This window comes from Candidatus Methanoplasma cognatum (assembly GCA_009777615.1).
GTDB classification, from domain to species: Archaea; Thermoplasmatota; Thermoplasmata; order Methanomassiliicoccales; family Methanomethylophilaceae; genus Methanoplasma; species Methanoplasma cognatum.
The window spans coordinates 251,736-270,418 of the sequence record WRLM01000001.1; the positions used below are offsets into that span (position 1 = coordinate 251,736).

General features: G+C 53.1%; 20 protein-coding genes and 1 tRNA gene. 6 read left to right on the forward strand and 15 right to left on the reverse strand.

Annotated elements, in window-relative coordinates; all coding sequences use genetic code 11:
* Positions 1-8 precede the first annotated feature (8 nt).
* Both FWG96_01155 and FWG96_01160 read left to right on the forward strand, forming a co-directional pair.
* A complete protein-coding gene (locus FWG96_01155; GenBank protein MCL2031872.1) occupies positions 9-950 on the forward strand; it encodes an ABC transporter ATP-binding protein in 942 nt (313 codons plus the stop codon).
* Positions 947-1,789: an ABC transporter permease gene (locus tag FWG96_01160; protein MCL2031873.1), complete on the forward strand. Its 843-nt coding sequence runs from the start codon at positions 947-949 to the stop codon at positions 1,787-1,789. The genes FWG96_01155 and FWG96_01160 overlap by 4 nt, the downstream gene beginning before the upstream one ends.
* On the opposite strand, the gene FWG96_01165 is transcribed toward FWG96_01160, so the two are convergent.
* Positions 1,790-2,359 carry a sugar O-acetyltransferase gene (locus tag FWG96_01165; GenBank protein ID MCL2031874.1) on the reverse strand — a complete coding sequence of 190 codons (570 nt, stop codon included), beginning with the start codon at positions 2,357-2,359 and terminating at the stop codon, positions 1,790-1,792.
* Between the two features lie 167 nt (positions 2,360-2,526).
* Between FWG96_01165 and FWG96_01170 the strand changes: the two genes are divergently transcribed.
* The gene (locus FWG96_01170; GenBank protein ID MCL2031875.1) at positions 2,527-3,012 is read left to right on the forward strand and encodes a hypothetical protein; all 486 of its coding nucleotides are present in this window, start codon (positions 2,527-2,529) and stop codon (positions 3,010-3,012) included.
* A 51-nt stretch (positions 3,013-3,063) separates the two neighbouring features.
* On the opposite strand, the gene FWG96_01175 is transcribed toward FWG96_01170, so the two are convergent.
* From FWG96_01175 to rpiA, 7 genes are all read right to left on the reverse strand, one after another.
* Positions 3,064-3,175 (reverse strand) — tRNA-Tyr (locus FWG96_01175).
* 48 nt (positions 3,176-3,223) lie between these two features.
* The gene (locus FWG96_01180) at positions 3,224-3,967 is read right to left on the reverse strand and encodes a proteasome assembly chaperone family protein (protein MCL2031876.1); all 744 of its coding nucleotides are present in this window, start codon (positions 3,965-3,967) and stop codon (positions 3,224-3,226) included.
* Positions 3,945-4,133, reverse strand: coding sequence for an RNA-protein complex protein Nop10 (locus tag FWG96_01185; protein MCL2031877.1), 189 nt, complete (start codon positions 4,131-4,133; stop codon positions 3,945-3,947). Before FWG96_01185 ends, FWG96_01180 begins: the two co-directional genes overlap by 23 nt.
* Position 4,134: 1 nt before the next feature.
* Complete coding sequence (locus tag FWG96_01190) at positions 4,135-4,917, reverse strand: translation initiation factor IF-2 subunit alpha (GenBank protein ID MCL2031878.1); 783 nt, start codon at positions 4,915-4,917, stop codon at positions 4,135-4,137.
* Positions 4,917-5,084, reverse strand: coding sequence for a 30S ribosomal protein S27e (locus FWG96_01195; GenBank protein ID MCL2031879.1), 168 nt, complete (start codon positions 5,082-5,084; stop codon positions 4,917-4,919). The genes FWG96_01190 and FWG96_01195 overlap by 1 nt, the downstream gene beginning before the upstream one ends.
* A 4-nt stretch (positions 5,085-5,088) precedes the next feature.
* The gene (locus FWG96_01200; protein MCL2031880.1) at positions 5,089-5,367 is read right to left on the reverse strand and encodes a 50S ribosomal protein L44e; all 279 of its coding nucleotides are present in this window, start codon (positions 5,365-5,367) and stop codon (positions 5,089-5,091) included.
* Positions 5,368-5,453: 86 nt separating this feature from the next.
* Positions 5,454-6,146: a ribose-5-phosphate isomerase RpiA gene (gene rpiA, locus FWG96_01205; GenBank protein MCL2031881.1), complete on the reverse strand. Its 693-nt coding sequence runs from the start codon at positions 6,144-6,146 to the stop codon at positions 5,454-5,456.
* A 131-nt stretch (positions 6,147-6,277) separates the two neighbouring features.
* Between rpiA and FWG96_01210 the strand changes: the two genes are divergently transcribed.
* Complete coding sequence (locus tag FWG96_01210) at positions 6,278-6,949, forward strand: diphthine--ammonia ligase (GenBank protein ID MCL2031882.1); 672 nt, start codon at positions 6,278-6,280, stop codon at positions 6,947-6,949.
* Here FWG96_01210 and FWG96_01215 read toward each other — a convergent pair whose 3' ends face one another.
* Complete coding sequence (locus FWG96_01215; protein MCL2031883.1) at positions 6,950-10,705, reverse strand: AAA domain-containing protein; 3,756 nt, start codon at positions 10,703-10,705, stop codon at positions 6,950-6,952. It abuts the gene before it with no gap.
* A gap of 62 nt (positions 10,706-10,767) precedes the next feature.
* On the opposite strand from FWG96_01215, the gene FWG96_01220 reads away from it, so the two are divergent.
* A complete protein-coding gene (locus tag FWG96_01220) occupies positions 10,768-11,157 on the forward strand; it encodes a thioesterase family protein (protein MCL2031884.1) in 390 nt (129 codons plus the stop codon).
* Between the two features lie 10 nt (positions 11,158-11,167).
* Here the strand turns inward: FWG96_01220 and FWG96_01225 are convergent, their stop codons facing one another.
* The 3 genes from FWG96_01225 to hpt all read right to left on the reverse strand — a co-directional run bounded on the left by FWG96_01225 (position 11,168) and on the right by hpt (position 14,510).
* Positions 11,168-12,529, reverse strand: coding sequence for an MFS transporter (locus FWG96_01225; protein ID MCL2031885.1), 1,362 nt, complete (start codon positions 12,527-12,529; stop codon positions 11,168-11,170).
* Positions 12,530-12,619: 90 nt separating this feature from the next.
* Positions 12,620-13,900, reverse strand: a complete 1,281-nt coding sequence (locus tag FWG96_01230) for a tripartite tricarboxylate transporter permease (GenBank protein MCL2031886.1) — start codon at positions 13,898-13,900, stop codon at positions 12,620-12,622.
* A 49-nt stretch (positions 13,901-13,949) separates the two neighbouring features.
* The gene (gene hpt / locus FWG96_01235) at positions 13,950-14,510 is read right to left on the reverse strand and encodes a hypoxanthine/guanine phosphoribosyltransferase (GenBank protein ID MCL2031887.1); all 561 of its coding nucleotides are present in this window, start codon (positions 14,508-14,510) and stop codon (positions 13,950-13,952) included.
* 82 nt (positions 14,511-14,592) lie between these two features.
* On the opposite strand from hpt, the gene FWG96_01240 reads away from it, so the two are divergent.
* The gene (locus tag FWG96_01240; GenBank protein MCL2031888.1) at positions 14,593-15,660 is read left to right on the forward strand and encodes a tyrosine--tRNA ligase; all 1,068 of its coding nucleotides are present in this window, start codon (positions 14,593-14,595) and stop codon (positions 15,658-15,660) included.
* On the opposite strand, the gene FWG96_01245 is transcribed toward FWG96_01240, so the two are convergent.
* Genes FWG96_01245 through FWG96_01255 form a run of 3 tightly spaced genes read right to left on the reverse strand, consistent with a single transcriptional unit; the run spans position 15,653 to position 18,683 of the window.
* Complete coding sequence (locus FWG96_01245; GenBank protein ID MCL2031889.1) at positions 15,653-16,624, reverse strand: DHH family phosphoesterase; 972 nt, start codon at positions 16,622-16,624, stop codon at positions 15,653-15,655. The two genes, FWG96_01240 and FWG96_01245, sit on opposite strands and share 8 nt — an antisense overlap.
* Positions 16,621-17,967 (reverse strand): ABC transporter permease, encoded by a 1,347-nt coding sequence (locus tag FWG96_01250; GenBank protein ID MCL2031890.1) that lies wholly within the window; start codon positions 17,965-17,967, stop codon positions 16,621-16,623. The genes FWG96_01245 and FWG96_01250 overlap by 4 nt, the downstream gene beginning before the upstream one ends.
* The gene (locus tag FWG96_01255) at positions 17,964-18,683 is read right to left on the reverse strand and encodes an ABC transporter ATP-binding protein (protein ID MCL2031891.1); all 720 of its coding nucleotides are present in this window, start codon (positions 18,681-18,683) and stop codon (positions 17,964-17,966) included. The genes FWG96_01250 and FWG96_01255 overlap by 4 nt, the downstream gene beginning before the upstream one ends.

The following is an 18,683-nucleotide window of genomic DNA, read 5'->3' on the forward strand; positions in this document are numbered from 1 at the left end:
GAGGAAGTATGTCATCTGATAACCCTATCGAGATAGTGGGGCTACGGAAAGAATATGGGGACTTTGTTGCAGTGGACAACCTCAATCTTTCCGTGAAAAGGAACAGCTTCACCGGTTTCCTGGGACCCAACGGCGCCGGGAAAAGTACAACACTGAAGATATTGACGCATCTGATAAACGCTACATCAGGGGAAGCGTACATCAACGGTGTCGATGTGACCAAGGACCCGAAGGTAGCGCTGACAGGTGTTGGGACAGTGGTCGAAACCCCGGAGTTCTATCCTTACCTCACGCCAAGGGAGACCTTTAGGTATGTGGGGCAGATAATTGGGATGAAAGCCGAGTCTATAAAGAGCGAGACCGACAGGATCCTGGAAAAGGTGAAGATGACGGAATGGGAAGACAAAAGGATAGGGACGTTTTCCAAAGGGATGAGGCAGAGGATAGCACTCGGCCAGGCGCTCATTAACGACCCGAGCGTCATTATATTGGATGAGCCTAACTCCGGGCTTGATCCCAGAGGCCAGGCCGAGATGAGAGAGATCCTGAAGAATCTCAGGAACGAGTCGAAGGATCTTACCGTTATCATGAGTTCCCACATACTCCGTGAAGTAAGCGATCTTTGCGACAGGGTTGCTCTAATCAACCACGGAAAGATGATCGTTCACGACGACATAAGTATAATCGGGAAGGATGACGACACCAAGAGGATGATCGTAAAGGTCGAGAGCATACCCAATGAGAACATGATATCTAAGATCGGACAGCTGAACAACGTTGTCTCGGCCGAAAGGTACGGCAACGATATCGATGTGATTATAAAGGGCGATAATAACGTCCGTGTGAGGTTTTTCAACGATCTCGGCGCATTGAACATCGGCGCATATGGAGTGAACGAAGAGGATACACTTGAGACCACTTATCTCAAGCTGATAAAGGAGTCGAGATGATGTATATTGAGTTGGATGATTTCAGACAATCCTACGTGGTGGCCAAGAACGAGATACGTAAATTCGTTCGGGGAAAAAGGTTTGCGATATATGTCGCGCTCATAATTTTTGTATTCGCAGTGATAACTCTCCTTCAACATTTTAATGGGGGAGGCCTCGGAGGGGAACCCGGGGCAGCAATAATGATTCATTTGTTCCTTGTTAGTTTCCTGATAATACTGTCGGCAACCCTCTTCGCATCAGTCGTGACTGTATCGGAGTTTGAAGAGAGGACAGCATTGATACTGTTCACTAGGCCGATAAAGAAGACATCTATTTTCTTAGGGAAGATGTTGGGATGCATCGCATTGGAGGTAGTGATGATAGTGCTGTTTTATGCAGGACTTGTGGCATTGTCACTGATTGGTACGGGGTCTGTACCAAGCGAACTCTTTGTATCGCTGGGAATAGCCTCCCTTTTAGTCGTGGCAATGTCCGGCATCGCGATGTTCATAAGTTCGATCATGAAAAAGGGAAGCACTTCTGCGATTCTGACATTCTTTTTACTAATATTCATGGTGTGGTTCTTACCCGATGTGGTGTCTATGACGACAGGAACTATGCCATGGTTCTTTATCGATCAAGCGGCGACGGCAATATACACAGGCGTACCAGGAAGTCTTGCCGCCTTAAATGATTCAATGGCTCATATCGGGGAGATGGCGGGATTTACTCTCGAACAAATAGAGGAACTTCTGATACCAGCGCCGGATATGACCAAAGTGATTTTGTCTGTGGTAGGATGGAGTGTCGCTTCTACAGTATTGGCATGGATCGCATTCATAAGAAGGGAGTTCTGATCAAAGGGACCTGACGATCCTGGCAGGATTACCTGCTGCGATGACATCAGGCGGAACATCCTTCGTGACGACGGAGCCCGCTCCTATGACGGAGCGGGCCCCGACCGTCACCCCGGGAAGCACGACGACCCCCGCACCCATCCAAACATCTTCTTCTATCCTTATCGGGGAACAGCTTACAGCCCAGTCCCTTCTTTTTTCAGCTTCAAGGGAATGTTTAGCCGTGACGAGTTTTGATCCGGGGCCGATGAGAACGTTATCTCCGATGGAGATCTCCCCCGTATCGAGGAATATGCAATCGTAGTTGATCAGCACGTTCTTTCCGAGTTTGATATTAAATCCCTGATCGCAGTGGAAGGGAGGGACAACCTTCGTGTGCTCGTCGACAGGGTAGCCAAGCAGGTCGGAGAGCGCGGCCCTTCTTTCCTCTGCAGTGAATGATAATGTGTTGTACCTGAGCCTTTTTTCTATGCATTCCGTCAACGCCCTGTCGTAATCATCATGACAGGGAGAGCCTCTTCCCACAGCTTTACCCGATCGAAGCACATCCCAAACATCCGGCTTCTCCATAAGATGTCATCGCACATGGGATTAATTAATCCTCACTTGCGACACTTAATCAAAAGAACTTACGATAAAAGAAGCGAACATCGTCAATGAAAATAGTAAAAAAGAATCCAGGACCGTTCGATAGTATTTTGTGCACGTGTTGTTCTATATAGGCGAGGTCAGAGGAAATGCAAAGGATGACGAGCAAAGAAACGATCATATCGAGAGGCGTATACGTGAAAGAAAGGGATACGTACAAAAGCGGCGCCCTGGGGCTGGTTTTTGGGGTGCTCTTTCTTTTTCTCACACTGTTCTTCTTTTTATTGAGGTTCAGCTCACCATACACCTCATCAGACGGCAGAGTCGTTTTAGAAATAGGATTTTTTGATTACCTGATCCTGATGGTGATCGTTATTTTCACAGTAGCCTTCCTGGCAATAATAGGTGTCTCGAACATGTACTACGGGAGAAGAGCAAAGGAAGCTGACTACTCGGCCGGGGAAGCGCGCACGTTCCTGACCCTAATAACGGAAAACAAACAAATGCACCTAATGGGAGAGATAGAGGTCGAGTATCCCTGCCCCGAATGCAATGCGAATACGAGATCTCCGCTGGCAAAATATTGTCCTCAATGCGGACACGTGCTGTCATCAGAAGAAGACGGACCTGAATGATGCAGTAACTTGTTATGATGGTTTCTTCAGAATATCCAAGCTGGATGTGAATGGTCCCCACCCCCAGATTTGAACCGGGGACCTGCTGATTTCAGCGGCTGTATCGGATTCTTCCGAGAACACTCTACAGTCAGCCGCTCTGGCCAGGCTGAGCTAGGCGGGGTAAAACAGGATAAAGGATAGTCTATTTAAATGTAACCACTTGGGAAAATCATCCGATGTATCCCAAGTCCACGTTGTCGCGGCCTTCGATCTCTTTCACCTTGGCGGTAAGTTCGTCGATCTGCTCGGATTTGTCCTGGAGCTCTTTGAGATCCAGCTCCACTCCCAGTTTCTTCATCAGCACATTGACCATCGCCATCGCGCTCTTGTGGTCGACGAAGTACCCGGACGTTTCACCCATCAGACATATCGACGGGATATCATGCACCTTACCGAGCCCGACGAATACTCCGCTGGCGCCTATTATCCCGGCATTCGGGTCGCCGGAAGGGAACTCCACTCCGTAGCCCCCGAATTCCTTCTTTATCTTCAAGTCTGTCACCGCGCCGAACACGCGGGGGGACTCGACCATGAGGCCGGTGCCGTATCCCCCGAGGGTGATTATCTCAGACACCCCGTACTCCATGAGTATGTTCAGTATCGATACGCAGAGTTCGAACTGCCCCTCTTGGGTCGAGCCCTGGAAGTCCCCCCTCAGGAATACTATGTCCCTGGAGTTGACGTCCTTCGCGAACCAAAGCTGGTTGTTCGCCATCTCGATAATGTTCTCGTCATCCAGAAGCACCTGGGGAGGGAAATGTTTGGAATATATTGTGGCGAACATCTCCGCATTAAGGGAATCCGCTATGAAATCCCCGGCCGTTTTGCCTACGTTCCCTATTCCCGGCAGGCACTCAATGAAAAGAGGGCCTTTCAGAGAAGGCCTGCTCTTATAGACGACGATGTTTTCCATTCTCTCCGTACTCCTCGATTATTGCCTTTCTTCTGTAATCTCCGTAGCGGTCGTCGGGCGAGAACTTTGCCGGCGCCGGGTTACCTGCGGGGGACCCGCAGGACGGGCATTCGCTTTCCAATGAGTATTTTCCGCACGAGGCGCATTTTCTGAGGGATGAGCTCATCTCACTTGCTCTCGCGTTTAAGGGTGACTGCGCCGCCCGCAGCGGTGAATTCGCTCATGGCCTTGGCGGTCACTTTCTTCATGATGTCTTCCGCATCCTTGTATTCGCTGGCGGTCACGGTGACCCTGTACCTTGGCGAACCAATGGAAGTGATCACGGCACTCTCGCCGTCGGCCGCTTTAAGTCCGGCGGCAAGGGCCTTTTTGATAAGTTCGATGCCGTTGGGCGCCGAAGAGGTCATCTCCAAGATGCTGTCTATCTCAACGAACGGCGGTGTCACGTTCTCTTTAGCGACCTCAATGAACGTCCCTGTCCATTCTCCGAAGAACTCTTCGGTGAACTCGTCGGGATAAGCGACCGCGGATTCAAAGGCCCCGTAAAGTGTCTCGTAGACTTCGAGGAGGTCTTTGGCGAACAGGTCGTATGCATCATCGATCGAAACGGACATGCGCTCCGCGATGATCTCCACAAGCTTCTCGGCCTTGTTCTCGTTCTTCCATTGCTGTATCTTTTCTCTTTTCTGATGATCGTTCACGGACTTGAGGGAAAGGTCTATGTGGCCTTTTGAAGAGTCTACGCCCAGAACCTTGCAGACTATCTTCTGTCCTTCCCTGATGAAATCCCTGATGTACTTTACCCAGCCTGTGGCTACATCCCTGACGTGTACGAACCCTTCCTTTCCTTCATACTCGTCCAAAGTGACGAAGGCACCGAAATTCTTCACGTTGGTCACTGTGCAGACGACGAGTTCTCCGTGCTCGGGAAAGCCTTTGGCCCTTGACATCAGCCTACTACCTCGATGATCTCGCCCTTGATGTCTCCGATGCCGCCTTTGGGCACGATAAGGGTGGATCCGCACACGTTGCAGTTTACTTTGGTGGCCGCTTTTCTGAATACGATCTGCTCATTCTCGCAGTCGGGGCATTTTACTTTTATGAAATCGCCGGTCATGTGATCACTCCGTAAGCTCGAACTTCTTCGCTCTTATGCAGGAGGTCAGGTGCGCTTTTTTGCAGGTCTCGCATCTGAATCTGATGTTCACCCTCTTGGTGGGCTTCTCCCTGTCCTTCGGCTTCGGCCTGGGGTATCCTCCGTAACCGGAGGTGGCCTCTCTGAATCTCCTCTGACCCCATTTGAGCTCGCTGGCTTTCTTTTTCTTGACCCTTTCTACGTCGTGGACCCTATGGGTCTTGCAGAACGGGCAGTATGTTTTGATGGTTCTGGGCATTTTCATGTTTATCACCTGAAATGAATCGGAACGTGCTATTATCGAGGTTATATTAAAACCTCACTCTTTCTTTATAATAAAGAAACGGGGATTCAATCCATTCTCGTCACTGTACCGTCGGGATTTGACACAAGGACAACATCGGCGGTGTTGAGGAACAGTCCGTTCTCCACCGCGCCCGGTATGACGTTTATCCTGGATTCGAGAAAGAAGGGGCTTTCGATAGATTCGAACTTGCAGTCATAGATGTAATTGCCGGCGTCTGTTATGAAAGGCTCACTCCCGGACATCCTCAGTGTCGCTTTGCACCCCTGTTTCTCAAGAGCGTAAGCGGTCTTCCTGTGGCCGTAAGGAATGACCTCGACCGGCAGAGGCGTCCTCACGCCCAGTTTGTCCACTATCTTCGACCTGTCGACGATTATCACCTCCGTCATGCTGGCGGCGGCGACTATCTTCTCTCTCAAGAGAGCGCCGCCGAGGCCTTTGATCAGCTGTTTGCCCGGGTCCACTTCATCCGCCCCGTCAATGGTCACGTCGATGTGAGGCACTTCGTCGATATCATACAATTCTATTCCGAGGCTCTGTGCCAGATCCGCAGTGCGCAGGGACGTTGCGACGCACTTCAGCCTGAATCCGTCTCGGACCAGTTCTCCGACCCTCTTAACGGCATATTCGGATGTGCTTCCCGTCCCGAGTCCGACGGTCATCCCGTCCCTGACATGATCGTCTACAGCTTTCTCCGCGACGATCTTCTTTAAGTTGGGTTCGCTTGGCGTCATGGTCATCAGATCAGCGATTTCGACAATAACGTGATTGTTTATCATCTTTCCCCGTACCGCAGCTGTTCGGGATCCCGCTTATCTGACGGCGCAGAGCAATGCAAAGTTAGATTATCCTGGTGTTCGTTGCTGTCAGCATGCGCCTCGCCGCTCTGTACTCAGGAGGAAAGGATTCTACTTTCGCACTATATCTGGCACAGCAGATGGGACATGAGGTTCCGTATCTCGTGACCATAGTGCCGAAAGCCGGAGGGTCGTGGATATTCCATGTTCCTAACATAGACACGGTGCCGCTCATGGCCGAATCCCTCGGAATAGAGCTTGTAACGGCGGAGACATCCGGTTCCGAGGAAGCGGACATGCTCGGTCTCCGGGAAGCACTTTCCGGTCTTGACATCGAAGGGGTCGTAACAGGGGCGGTCTGGTCCGATTATCAATGGGACAGGATGAACAGGGTCTGCGGGGACCTCGGGTTAAAGGTCATATCCCCTCTTTGGAGGAAGGATCAGGACATGATCCTCAACGAGATCCTGGGAGCGGGGATCAGGGCGGTCATAGTGGGATGTTATGCGGAAGGTCTTGACGAAAGCTGGCTGGGCAGGGAACTCGACAGGGATGCTGCGGAGGATCTCAGACTCCTCAGGGACAGATACGGCATAAGCGTGACCGGCGAAGGCGGAGAATATGAGTCGATGACGCTGGACTCCCCTATGCACAGTAAAACTCTCACCATCATAGAGTATGAGAAGGAGTGGAAGAGGGGCAGCGGGACCCTCACCGTAAAGAAGGCCGAGCTGTCCGGAAGATGATCACTTGGATGTGCGTTCGATCGCCTTGACTATGTTGTTGATCTCCTTCTGAGGGTCCTTCCACATTCCGGGGGTCCATATCCTGTGGATGTGCCAGCCTCTTGATTCAAGATACTTTTGCCGGTGGTAGTCCCTTTCTCTCGTAGAGTCGGACATCTCGTAGATGTGGCTGTCGCACTCTATGCCGAGGATGTACTTGTTGTCCTGTTTGATCGCAAGATCGATCTGGTACCCTCCGATGCCGACGTCCTTCTCCACGCTGTACCCTTTCCTGACAAGCGCGTTGTAGACCTTCTCGGTGATCGGCGATTCTCCGGGTACCGGCGGCGCGGACCTCCACCTGTTGTCGCCGAAGGATTCCAGAATGCTTGCGGCCAGCTCTTTCTGGCCGTTGCTAACCGCCTCCGCGTACTGCAGATATTTCTTCAGTATCCGGGGGCCGTCGTTCTTCGCGGTCTCTACCTGCAGTTCCTCGGGATCGAAGGACGAGACGATGTGGATCTTCTTCTTCGCACGGCTGATGGCCACGTTCAGACGGTTCTCTCCTCCTTTGTTGTTGAGCCATCCGAACCTCTGCATGAGCTTGCCGTCCTTGTCCTTTGCGTATCCGATCGAGAAGATGATGACATCGCGTTCGTCCCCTTGGACGCTCTCGATGTTCTTCACGAAAAGACCCACGTCCTCTCCGTTGTCGAACCTTATCATCTCCTGGTTCACGGCCTTCCCGAACTCCGGGTCCCTTGCGGACTCGTCATCGATAAGGTCGTTGATCAGGTCCCTCTGTGAAACGTTGAATGATATTATCCCGATGCTCTCGTTCTCTTTCCTTGTTTTGAAGAATTCCTTGAGGAGTTCCACTATCACTCTGGCCTCTTTGACGTTGGCTTTCTTTGCCCACTCTCCGCTGACCTTGTGGACCTCTATCGGGGGCTTTTCCGGCTGGACCGAGTTGGGCGAGACGTAGAGCTTGCCGCCGTAGAATGCGTAGTTGGAGAAAGCGATCAGCTCCTCATATTTCGAGCGGTAATGGAAATTCAGCAGGATGTTGTCGTAGCGGGTCCTTGCGAGGTCCAGAAGGCTCTCTTCCTCAAGGACGGCCGAGACCTCATCCTCTTCTCCTTCGTAATCCTCGTCGCTGCCGTATTCAATGCGCCCGGCGCCGAGGTTGGAGGGGCGGAGCTGCTTGTGGTCTCCGGCGATCACAACCTTCTTTGCGCGGTAGATCGAGGGTATCCCCTTCTCCACGTACATCTGAGATGCCTCATCGAATATCACAAGGTCGAACAGCCCCATTTCGAGAGGCATTATGTCCGACACCACCTCTGGAGTAAGCAACCATATCTTCACCCCTTTGAAAAGCTCGTAGCTGTAGCGGCTGATGAACTTGTTCAGGCTCCACTTGCGTTTGTTCTCTATTATCCTGACTATGTCCCCGCGGCGTTTGGATTCCGTGATGAAGCGGAGGTGTTCCTGCACTATCTCCTCAACGCGGTCCTTTGTGAGTTTCTTCTTCTCGCCGATCTTGCGGTCCATGTCCGCCACTATGCTGTCGAAATCCTGTATATCCTGAAGGAGGGCCTTGTGGTCGGCGTCGAATTTCTGCAGGTGGTAATTCAGTATGTATTTGAGGATCATGCTGTTGCTTTCGGCGAACGACCAGCCCGATTCTTTTGAGAGAGTTATTATGTCCCTTCCGTAGATGCGCTCGCGCTCGTTCAGTCTGTCGTAGACCGTAGCGCGGGAGGAGTACAGATCATAATCGTTCAGTGCGTTTATTATCCCGGTCGGATCGTCGAGCACTGTCTGGACCGTCCTCTCGTTGTACGAGTTGAAGTATTTGCCGAGCATGGCGGTCGCTTCCCTGTTCACCTTGCCTTTGGAGAACATTCTCGACATGAACCCTTTGCTTCTCCATTCCACCATCTGGCGCTCGATGTCCATCAGGTCGGCTTTCATCTCCCCTATGTTGTACTCAGAAAGGTCCGGCTTCATCTGAGTGAACCACGGGGTCTTGTCGACGCATTTGCAGTACTCGTCGAAATTCGTCATCAGAACGGTGTCGCCGAACTTCCTGTTCAATTCCTTAATGTCATTGTATTTTATGTCCAGCAGTTTCACGGACACCGCCGCTTTGATCATCTTGTATTTCTCATAATCGATCTTGTCTTCGAGGTCGAGCCACCTTTCCATCGAATAGAGTTTATACGGCTCTATGCCGAAGCTTCCGGGGCTGTACATCGTATCCGCTATGGCCGAAAGCACTCCCACATCCCGATCTATGCTGTCGGAAAGCGCCGCGAGGTCGGAGCCGGTCCTGGGCGGCACGGTCTCCAGCATGTTCGCCAGCTGCTGATAGAAAGCCTCCTTGTTACCGACGTCGTCGATCATGAGGCAGTATTTGGATAAGGTCCCGAGTCTGGAGTAGACGACGTCCAGCGCCGTTTTCTTCTCGGACACCATGAGAACGGTCTTCCCGTTATTCACCGCCGATGTTATCAGGCCCGTTATGACCTGGGATTTGCCGGTCCCGGGGGGACCGTGTACGACCAGCTCATCTTCTTTGTTCACGGCGGTGATGACGTTCTCCTGGGCGCTGTTCAGCGTGTTGATGTACGTTATGTCCTTCTCGGAGGCCTCAAGCCCCTTCTCCCTCAGCGCGGGAAGCGAAAGGGGACTCGGCATGTCTGAATAGAAGTCGCCTTTGTTCAGATCCTTGATCAGGTCCGACAGCACGGCGTTGATCTCCCTGCCGGCCAGGAGTTCGTCGAAGTCCCTCTGGATATAGCTTGAATATGACGGGAACTTTCCCATGATCACATTGTGCACCATGTGCAGTTCGCCGGGCATGTATTTGGGGAATTCTCCCACCCTGTAATCGACGAAAGGAGCGGGCTGCCCGTATGATATCTTGATGGGGAATCCCTGTTCTTCGTAGAATGCGATAAGGTTGCTGATGAAGGTCTCGCCGCTGTAGTCCTCCACCACGTTGTTGGGGAGAGGACGGTTCTTTCCGCTGAATTTTATGAACGCCAGCAGAAGGGAATTGTTATAGATGACATCTCTTGAGTCGTCAAGCCTTACAGAGACGCTCTTTGAGTCCTTATCCAGTATGACGGGGAACAGAGCGAGCGGGGCGCGGATGTCGAAATCCTCTCCGGGAAGTCTCCCTTCGACGAATGGATATCCTATGTACAGGTCGTAGAGACCTTTGTCCCTCATATCCCTGCTGACCTCTCTTATCAGTTCGTTGAGGCTCTTGAAGATACGCAGATCCTCGGCGCTTTTTGTCGAGTCGCACAGCTTCAGGGATTTTTTCCTTCCGAACAACAGCCCCATCAGATCCAGATCGCGCACTGTCGTAAGGTCGAAGGCGGTCTTCCTGTAGATCTTCCCCATATAGAGGAGACGGTTGTTCCTGCTGATGTTGACAAGCTTCTTCTGCAGCTCGCGCAATGTCTGGGCGACATCCCTGTCCATATTGGACCCTCTCGCGGCGGTCACAGCATATTTCTTGGTCACCGAAAGGAACTCATCGCCGTACAATTCGACGAATCTCTGGCCGACGCCCGGGATAGCCGCAAAATCATCCGCTTTCGTAGGCACCCTTTGTGCCATCTCTCTGAGTGCTTCGTCGGTGCATACGGTCGGCGCCCTCCCGGTGGAGTGCGTACGGTCCTCTCTGATATGATCTCTGAGTTCCACAAGCTCGGAATAGAGATCGTTTTCTAGCCCCATGAAGCCCGAATCAATCTCCATTAATAATATACCTCGGTATGGAAACTCCCAAGTGATTAATACCTCCGAGGGGATGGAGCGGCATGGTTTCCGAAGGAATGGTCAGAGAGGGAATGATGAAGGTCACGGAAGAGAACACGGCCTTGAACATGGGGAGCGGGACGCTCTCCGTATTCGCAACGCCAGCAATGATCCTCCTGATCGAAAGGACGGCGTCAGAGTGCCTCATGCCCTCGCTTAAGGAGGGAGAGAGTACGGTGGGGACCTACTTGGACATCAAACACTCCGCACCGTCGATCGCGGGCTCGGAGATATTCTGCAGAGTGGAGCTTGTCGAGACGGACAGATCGAGGATGGTCTTCGACGTCAAGGTCTGGGATTCGGCGGGAGAAGTGGGATCAGGAAGACACGAGAGGTTCGTCGTAAACAACTCGAAGTTCATGGCGAGGGCCGTGTCAAGGAAAGAGAGCTGAAATTGCCGATTCAGGACCTTCTGGGTTCTTTGACGGCCAATGAAAGGATCACCGTGATCGCGGCCAGCACTGCGCCGGCTATCGCCGCGAACACGAAACCGTCAAGGAAGACATCCGGCGAAAGGTCCGAGAAACTAACGTTCCCGGACCCGGACCCGACGGTGAAAAGCATGGCGAAGAGCGCGGTTCCGAGGGTGCCGCCGAGATAAATGAATTCCGTCATGATCGAAGAGCCCATCTCCCGGCTCTCGTTCTTCACATTCTCGATGATGCGGCTCGCCATCGGCCCGCCGCCCAGCGCCCACATGAGCCCCATGCAGAAGAGGGTCGCCGCCAGAGGCAGGACCATGGATCCGGCGGCGAAAAACACCATGATCAGGCATCCGACCATCATGGCAAAGCACGACGCGACAGCAAATGCCCTCCGCTCCGTACGGTCAGACCACCTTGCTATCGGAATGCACAGAAGCAGTGTCAGCAGAGGAGAGATGAGGATATAGAGGCCGATCGTGGAGAAAGAGAAGCCCATGCAAACGCTCATGTAGAACGGCAGCAGGTACAGCAGGCCCATGTAAACGAGGTTGGACTGCATGTATGCCACAAGCACGGAATCGAACTTCCAATGTTTGAATATGCGAAGGTTCAGCAGCGGGTCCTCCTTCCTGAGCTCGACTATAATGAAGGCCGCGAGGGACACCGTGCATCCGGCGGCGGCCAAAGCGACCAAGGTGGCGCTTTCGGAGTAAGGGGCGCGCTCGACCGCCGCTACGCCGCATATTATCGCAGAAAAGAGCAGGGCGGCGCCGGTGACGTCGAGGCTCCTGCCGCCATGCCCCTCGTCCGCCGGGACGGCGGTCAGAAGAAGCGGTACGATGATCAGCCCAAGCGGCACATTTATCAGGAATATCCAGTGCCAGGAGATCAGACCGGTTATCATTCCGCCCACCGCCGGCCCCAGGGCGAAACCTATCGAGGCCCCTAGAGTGATAATGCCCATTCCCAGTCCGAGATTCGACGCGGGGAGGTACTTCACGCATGCCATCGGCACCGCGGCACCCATCATCGCCGCGCCGATCCCCTGCGCCGCTCTGAAGATCATCAGCATTTCGAAACTGTTCGACACGCCGCAGAACAGTGAGCTTGCCGTGAACAGGATAAGGCCCGCCAGAAGAACCCTTTTGATCAGACCGTTCTTTGCGACCCTCGCAAATGCGATCAGGAGTCCGGCCAGCATGACGAAGTATATCACGGCCACCCAGGCAATGGTCCCGGTGTCCGTACCGAAGTCCGCAGCCATCGCCGGCAAGGCGACATTCACGATGCTGGCATCCAAACCGTCCATCAACGAAACGAAAGCGATCACCGCAAGCATCAATGCGGTGCCCCTCCTTCTCTAGACGGCATCAGGCATGCTCATGAGAGCTGGTACAGGTATAAACCACTGTTGTCGGCATGATTGCGCTCAAAACAGCTGTCCGAAAAGATTGTGTATGACGACAGGGAGCATAAGGCATCCCGTCAAAGGGATCCTGCCCACATCCATATCCAGAGGGATCATCCCGACAAGTAGTGATATGATCAGTATCAGCAGGCCGAACGGCCCCGTGAGCAGCAGCACAAGCAGAACGATGAAGCCGACGACGGCTTTGTTAAGGGCCAAGGTATCGATCCTGTTGGCCATGCCGCTCATGACCTTTCCCGCTTTTGTTGTGATATGATAGCCAAGGAACGATGCGGCCGCCGTACTGAGCAGCAGCAGGAGGAACTCCGGTGAACAGAATCCCGATACGCTGTCCCCGATCATCTCTCTGATCACAAGCACGGTCCCCGACCTTCCGCTTCCCGATACCGATAACGTGACAAGGGAGAAGATCGACGTCACCGTGCCTATGGACGCGACGACAGAGATGAACCTCTCCGGTTCATCCTCCGGCAGAAATACGGAAGAGAGCGACGCGCCGGCGGTCGCGGTGATGCCGGGATACCAACCCGCGATGGAGCCCATGAGCACCCCTTTGATCCCCGGCACGTGGTCCACCGGCTGGACGCCGTCGTCATGCTGTTTCGGGACGGAGGCATTTTTGAACGAGCTCAGCAGCACAGGCATTCCGAACAGCCCGGTGAGCAGCGGGAACAGAAGCGTCCCTTCTCCCGCGATTCCCGTTGAAGGTATCGGCAGGTCCATACAGATCAGCCCCAGCATTCCGGAGACAGCCACGAGCACAGCCGCCCAGATCTTGTTCGTGATGCTGCGTTCCTTCAGGATCATAGCCGAAAGCGTAAAGAGGAGGAAAGACACAGTAAATACGTCGAGCCATCCCGCCAGTCCGTGCAGCATAAGGTATTGGACGGGGATGGCAAGCAGTACTGCAGCCGCTGCGCCGACGGCGCTTCCTATGGCTGCGGCGCGGACCGCGCGCATACCGTGCCCCTGCATCAGCAGCCTGTGTCCGGGCAAGGTCGTAAGCACCTCGTCTGGATCCGGCGCGCCGATGAAGACCGCCGGAACATAATCGACGAACGAATGCACCACCGAGGCGGACATTATGCAGGATGATACGATGATCGGGACATACGAAGGGTCCGCAAAAGACGATATGAATGAGCTGATCGCCGGATAGGACACAAGCATTATTGAGGCCAGAGTATTGACATGTATCCCCGGGACCAATCCGGTGAATGTCCCTATCGCGGCGCCGGCAAGGCATGCCCCCATTACTAATAATATCAGTTCCGGACCCACGAACGAAGGACCGGCCCCCTCAGACTTAAAACCCCGAATTACAGTTATACTAACGGTCCCGTATCCTGACGGCTCCGTCCTCCACCGTGATGTCCAGCATTCTTTTGATATCCACGCCTAAACGTTCGCCTAGCTCTTCTATTTCGGAACTTTTGTTGAATACCACCAGTATATCGATAACCGATATCCCGTTCTCCCTCAGAGCGCCGACGACCGCCGATAACGTTCCGCCGGTGCTGAGTATATCGTCAACGATAATGACCCTGTCGCCTTTCCTGAGACCGTTGATGTACATTTCCCGGTCAGAATATCCGGTCTTGTATGGGACTTTGATCTCCCCTTCGATGCCGTACGATCGTTTTCTGATCACTGTGTAGGGTATCCTCAGTCTGAGGGACAAGGGGACGGCGAGAGGTATCCCCATAGATTCAGGCGCGGCGATGCGGTCGCAATCGAAGCCGCAGGCAGAGACCATCCACTCGATGATCTCGTCAAGCACGGCAGGGTCCATCAGAGGCACGCCGTCTGTGACAGGGTGGACCATGTACGGATATCCGTTCATGTCGATAACCTGACTGCGCATCACGCTGGCCCTCAGTCTCTCATGCATATGGGCGAAATGCGGTGTCGGTTTTTAATTCTACCACCGAGTGACCTTTTTATAAAACCCCGATGATAAAGGCTCGATTCGAATGGACGTCGGACAGAGATTGGCTATGGTAACCAGGAATGCTGAGGAGATCGTTACAGAGGAGGAGCTGAAGGAGCTCCTCTCAAAGAAAGAGATGCCAAGAGCATATATCGGGTTCGAGCCTTCCGGCCTTGTCCATCTGGGATGGGCTTTGGTCACGTCCAAGATCAAGGACCTTGCGGAAGCGGGGTTCGACGTCATAGTTTTCTGGGCGGACTGGCACGCTTACATCAACGACAAACTGGGAGGCGACCTCGATAACATAAGGACATGTGCCAGATACATGGAGGATTGCTTCAAGGCACTCGGAGTGCCCGACAACGGAGTAAGATTCGTCTACGCGAGCGAGATACTCAGCGACATAGCATACTGGGAAAAGGTGATAAAGGTCGCAAAAGCGACAACCCTGTCCAGAGTGAAGAGGGCGATGACCATCATGGGCAGATCCGAGGACGAGGCCGAGGTGGATTTCTCTAAGCTCATCTATCCGATTCTGCAGGCGACCGATATTTTCTGCATGGACATAGATCTTGCCTATGCGGGAATAGATCAGAGAAGAGCACACATGCTTGCCAGGGATGCGGCGGAGAAGCTCGGGTGGAAGAAGCCAGTCGCACTTCACACTCCGCTCCTTCCCGGGCTGAAAGGCGGGGACAGGATGGATCCGGCCGCTTTCAAGATGTCCAAGAGCGATCCCGGCAGCAGCATAAACATCCACGATGAGGATGAAGCGATAAGGAGCAAAATGAAAAAGGCGTTCTGCCCCCCTGAGAAAGAGAAGGAAGGCGAGAACCCTGTCATGATGCTTTGCAAGTACGTCATCTTCCCCCGCCTCGGAAGGATGGACATATCGAGGCCGGAAAAGTTCGGCGGCGACGTATCCTTCTCCTCATATGAGGAAATGGCCGGATTATATTACTCGGGCTCCCTCTTCCCCCTCGATCTTAAGAACGGCGCCGCTGAATCTCTAATAAAGGTGCTGGGTCCTGTCAGGGAATACTTCGGGAAGCACCCGGATAACTATTCCGCTATGAGGCAGATATTCGGCGGGATGGAAAAGCTCAGATGATCTCGCTCTGCTGAGCCCTTTTGATCGTTCTGAACTCGTCCATGGTCCTCTGCATGCATATGTGGAGCATGGCCTCCACATCCCCTGTTCCGGATATTCCGGCGGCGCCTCCGTGGCCTCCTCCGTCGGTCTGCGTCTCCCCGCCTATCCCGTTGATGATGTTGCCCAGATGGATCCCCTTTCTGACGATATCCTGGGTCGCTCTGGCGCTTATTCTGAACTCCTCATCCCTCTGAGACCCGACGAAGACAACGTCCGCGCCAGCCATCATGAGCGCTCTGCAGGACGAGGCTTCAAAGCTCCCTCCGTACGAGACCGAAACGATCATATCTCCGATGACATCGAACTTTACTCTTCCGATAGCTTTCATGACGGCTATCCTTTCGGACATTGTCATCTGCGCTCTGGTGAGGTTGAACACCTCGTCCATGTGCGTGCCGCTGCTTTGGAGCAGATCCGCAAAGGATCTCATCATTCCGGGGTTGGCATATTGGAAGTGGCCGCTGTCCGTCAGCATCCCTCCCAGCAGGGCCTTGGCCGCTTCACTGGGGACCTCGGACCCGGTGGAATCGATGATATCCTTGATGATCTCGCAGCAAGACACCCTTGTGCTGTCGCAGAGGAAGTGCATCCCTTCCCATTTGCCGGTGGGCATATGATGGTCGATCACCACACTGCCTTCGGGTATCGACAGGGCCGCAGATCCGAGCTGTTCGGGGGAGGAGGTGTCCACGACGACCACCAGATCGTACGCGCCGATGTCGCATTCGTCGAGGACCCTGATCCCCAGCTTCTCGGAAACCAGGCCGGCCACTCTGTCTACGCCTTCGGGGGCGAATATGTCTCCTCTAGGGAAACAGACGGAGAGCGCGAAGGCCGATCCGATCGCATCCATGTCCGCATTCCCGTGGACAAGGATCACTTTGTTCTCTGCTTTCAGCAGCTCCGCTGTTTCTTTGATCATTTTCTACCTTTATACACGAACTTCTTTGTCATCTTTGCGGCCTTTGTCGCACCCAGACCTGTCAGCAGGATGTCTGACTTGTACAACTTGACTGTGATGAATACCACTACCAAAGTGAACGCAAGCAGATATATCAGGCCGGCCAGGATTATGGTCATGTCTCCGAACATGAGATTGTTCATTGCCATCATCGGATGTGAGAACGGTATCGCGAATATGATCCCCTGCACTACAGTAGGCAGGCTCCCCCAGGTGGTGAACATAGTGACGAACATAGGTATCATGGCAAGGACCATGATCGGCAGGATCATCGTCTGCGATGCCTTGTAGTTCTTTGTGAAAGCGCCAAGGATCATACAGATGCCTAGGGCACAGAATATGGCCAGGAATATCATGACCGCCATTATCGCCCACTCTGTTATCCCAAGGCTGAGGCCGTAATCCTGAAGGTTCACCCCTCCCATGGGACTTGTGACCCCTCCGACATAGAATGACATTCCCACCATGTAGGCCATGCCGTAAACGAGCCCTACAATCGCCGCGGCAAGCAGTTTGCCACTTACGATGGTGGTACGCTTCATGGGCATCGTAAGGAGCGTCTCAAGCGTCTTGTTCTCCTTTTCGCTTCCCATCGAAGATATGACCATGCCTCCTATGACCATGATGATCATCATGATCACTATCGGCACCATCATGGTCTGGCTCATGATCGTTGTGGCGATATCTGTGGGAGTCACGCCTTCGTGGATCTGTCCGTTGATGTATGTCTGCGGTGAGCTTGCAAGGACGGGGCTAAGAAGGAATTCCGCAGGCGTACTCGGATCCGTAATATCCGAGACCAGCTCATACGAGATGCTGCTGGATATCCAAGGGATCAGCATTGACGACACAAGGGAAGATGTGGTCCCGAAGACCCCTTCGTTCCTGAAAACATAGTACTGGTCGATCTTTGTCCGCTCTTTGCTGTTTATCTTTTCAGTGAAATCACTTGGGATCATGAAGACGGTGACCAACCCTTTTTCAGCCATCTCTTTATTTATCTGCTCGAAGTCCCCGTATGGGCTGTCAAGCATGATGATGTATTCCAATGCTTCTTCATGGGTGGTTTCATACTGATATATGTAGAAGTCAGGCATAGAATCGATGGCGAACTCAGACCAGTATCCCCCCTCATCATCATTTATGATGCCGATCTTAGACGGGGTGGATAAGCTTTCTGTTTCGCTGCTGATCATCGTTCCGACCCCCATGAATATGAAAACCATTACCAGAACGGACACTATTGCCCCCGGCGTCAGAAGCTCCTTGAGCTCTTTCTTCGTGAGATTCAAGAGGTGATTCATCCTTTCACCGCCTTAACGAACACTTCTTCCAGGTTGGCGGCGTTATACTTTTCCTTAAGCTCCGCCGGGGTCCCTGTCAGAACGAGATTTCCTTCGTTGATCATTGCGATCCGGTCGCAGAGCATGTCCACTTCGAACATATTGTGCGATGAGAGCAGAACCGTCACCCCTTTCTTAGCGATGCCCCTGATGATCTCCCTTATCTCAAATGCGTTGATGACGTCAAGGCCGGACGTGACCTCGTCCATTATCGCTATCTTGGGGGAGGGCATGACCGCTCTCGCTATCAGGAGCCTTCTCGCCATGCCTTTGCTGTAGGTATCTACCTTTGAATCTATCCTGTCTCCGAGGTCGGCGAGCTTTATCCCTTCATCGACCATTCTCTCGAAATCTTCGCCGTCGGCGAAGAAACCGGCCATGAATCTTAGGTATGCCCTCCCGGTGAGCGTTTTGTACGCTCCTGCGTCCTCAGGAAGGTAGCTTATGACCTCCCTGACGTCGTCCGGCCTTTCCGTAACATCATGGCCGCACACTTTGATGCTCCCCGATGTCAGTCTGAGAAGCGTGGATATCATGCGGAGGGTCGTGGTCTTGCCGGAACCGTTCGGGCCGATCAGGCCGAATACCTCTCCTTCTTCCACTGAGAAACTGACGCCTTTTACCGCCTCGAACTCCCCGTATGCTTTTTTCACGTCCTTTACGATAAGTGATTCCAA

What these genes read in the sequence shown, in the direction of transcription:
- FWG96_01165 (MCL2031874.1), bottom strand. Translation starts at nt 2,359, where the DNA reads ATGGAGAAGCCGGATGTTTGGGATGTGCTTCGATCGGGTAAAGCTGTG.
- FWG96_01190 (MCL2031878.1), bottom strand. Translation starts at nt 4,917, where the DNA reads ATGTCAAGGGCCAAAGGCTTTCCCGAGCACGGAGAACTCGTCGTCTGC.
- FWG96_01155 (MCL2031872.1), top strand. Translation starts at nt 9, where the DNA reads ATGTCATCTGATAACCCTATCGAGATAGTGGGGCTACGGAAAGAATAT.
- FWG96_01215 (MCL2031883.1), bottom strand. Translation starts at nt 10,705, where the DNA reads ATGGAGATTGATTCGGGCTTCATGGGGCTAGAAAACGATCTCTATTCC.
- FWG96_01225 (MCL2031885.1), bottom strand. Translation starts at nt 12,529, where the DNA reads ATGCTTGCGGTGATCGCTTTCGTTTCGTTGATGGACGGTTTGGATGCC.
- FWG96_01240 (MCL2031888.1), top strand. Translation starts at nt 14,593, where the DNA reads ATGGACGTCGGACAGAGATTGGCTATGGTAACCAGGAATGCTGAGGAG.
- FWG96_01245 (MCL2031889.1), bottom strand. Translation starts at nt 16,624, where the DNA reads ATGATCAAAGAAACAGCGGAGCTGCTGAAAGCAGAGAACAAAGTGATC.
- hpt (MCL2031887.1), bottom strand. Translation starts at nt 14,510, where the DNA reads ATGCATGAGAGACTGAGGGCCAGCGTGATGCGCAGTCAGGTTATCGAC.
- FWG96_01160 (MCL2031873.1), top strand. Translation starts at nt 947, where the DNA reads ATGATGTATATTGAGTTGGATGATTTCAGACAATCCTACGTGGTGGCC.
- FWG96_01200 (MCL2031880.1), bottom strand. Translation starts at nt 5,367, where the DNA reads ATGAAAATGCCCAGAACCATCAAAACATACTGCCCGTTCTGCAAGACC.
- FWG96_01195 (MCL2031879.1), bottom strand. Translation starts at nt 5,084, where the DNA reads ATGACCGGCGATTTCATAAAAGTAAAATGCCCCGACTGCGAGAATGAG.
- FWG96_01220 (MCL2031884.1), top strand. Translation starts at nt 10,768, where the DNA reads ATGGTTTCCGAAGGAATGGTCAGAGAGGGAATGATGAAGGTCACGGAA.
- FWG96_01170 (MCL2031875.1), top strand. Translation starts at nt 2,527, where the DNA reads ATGCAAAGGATGACGAGCAAAGAAACGATCATATCGAGAGGCGTATAC.
- FWG96_01185 (MCL2031877.1), bottom strand. Translation starts at nt 4,133, where the DNA reads ATGAGCTCATCCCTCAGAAAATGCGCCTCGTGCGGAAAATACTCATTG.
- FWG96_01210 (MCL2031882.1), top strand. Translation starts at nt 6,278, where the DNA reads ATGCGCCTCGCCGCTCTGTACTCAGGAGGAAAGGATTCTACTTTCGCA.
- rpiA (MCL2031881.1), bottom strand. Translation starts at nt 6,146, where the DNA reads ATGACCATGACGCCAAGCGAACCCAACTTAAAGAAGATCGTCGCGGAG.
- FWG96_01180 (MCL2031876.1), bottom strand. Translation starts at nt 3,967, where the DNA reads ATGGAAAACATCGTCGTCTATAAGAGCAGGCCTTCTCTGAAAGGCCCT.
- FWG96_01250 (MCL2031890.1), bottom strand. Translation starts at nt 17,967, where the DNA reads ATGAATCACCTCTTGAATCTCACGAAGAAAGAGCTCAAGGAGCTTCTG.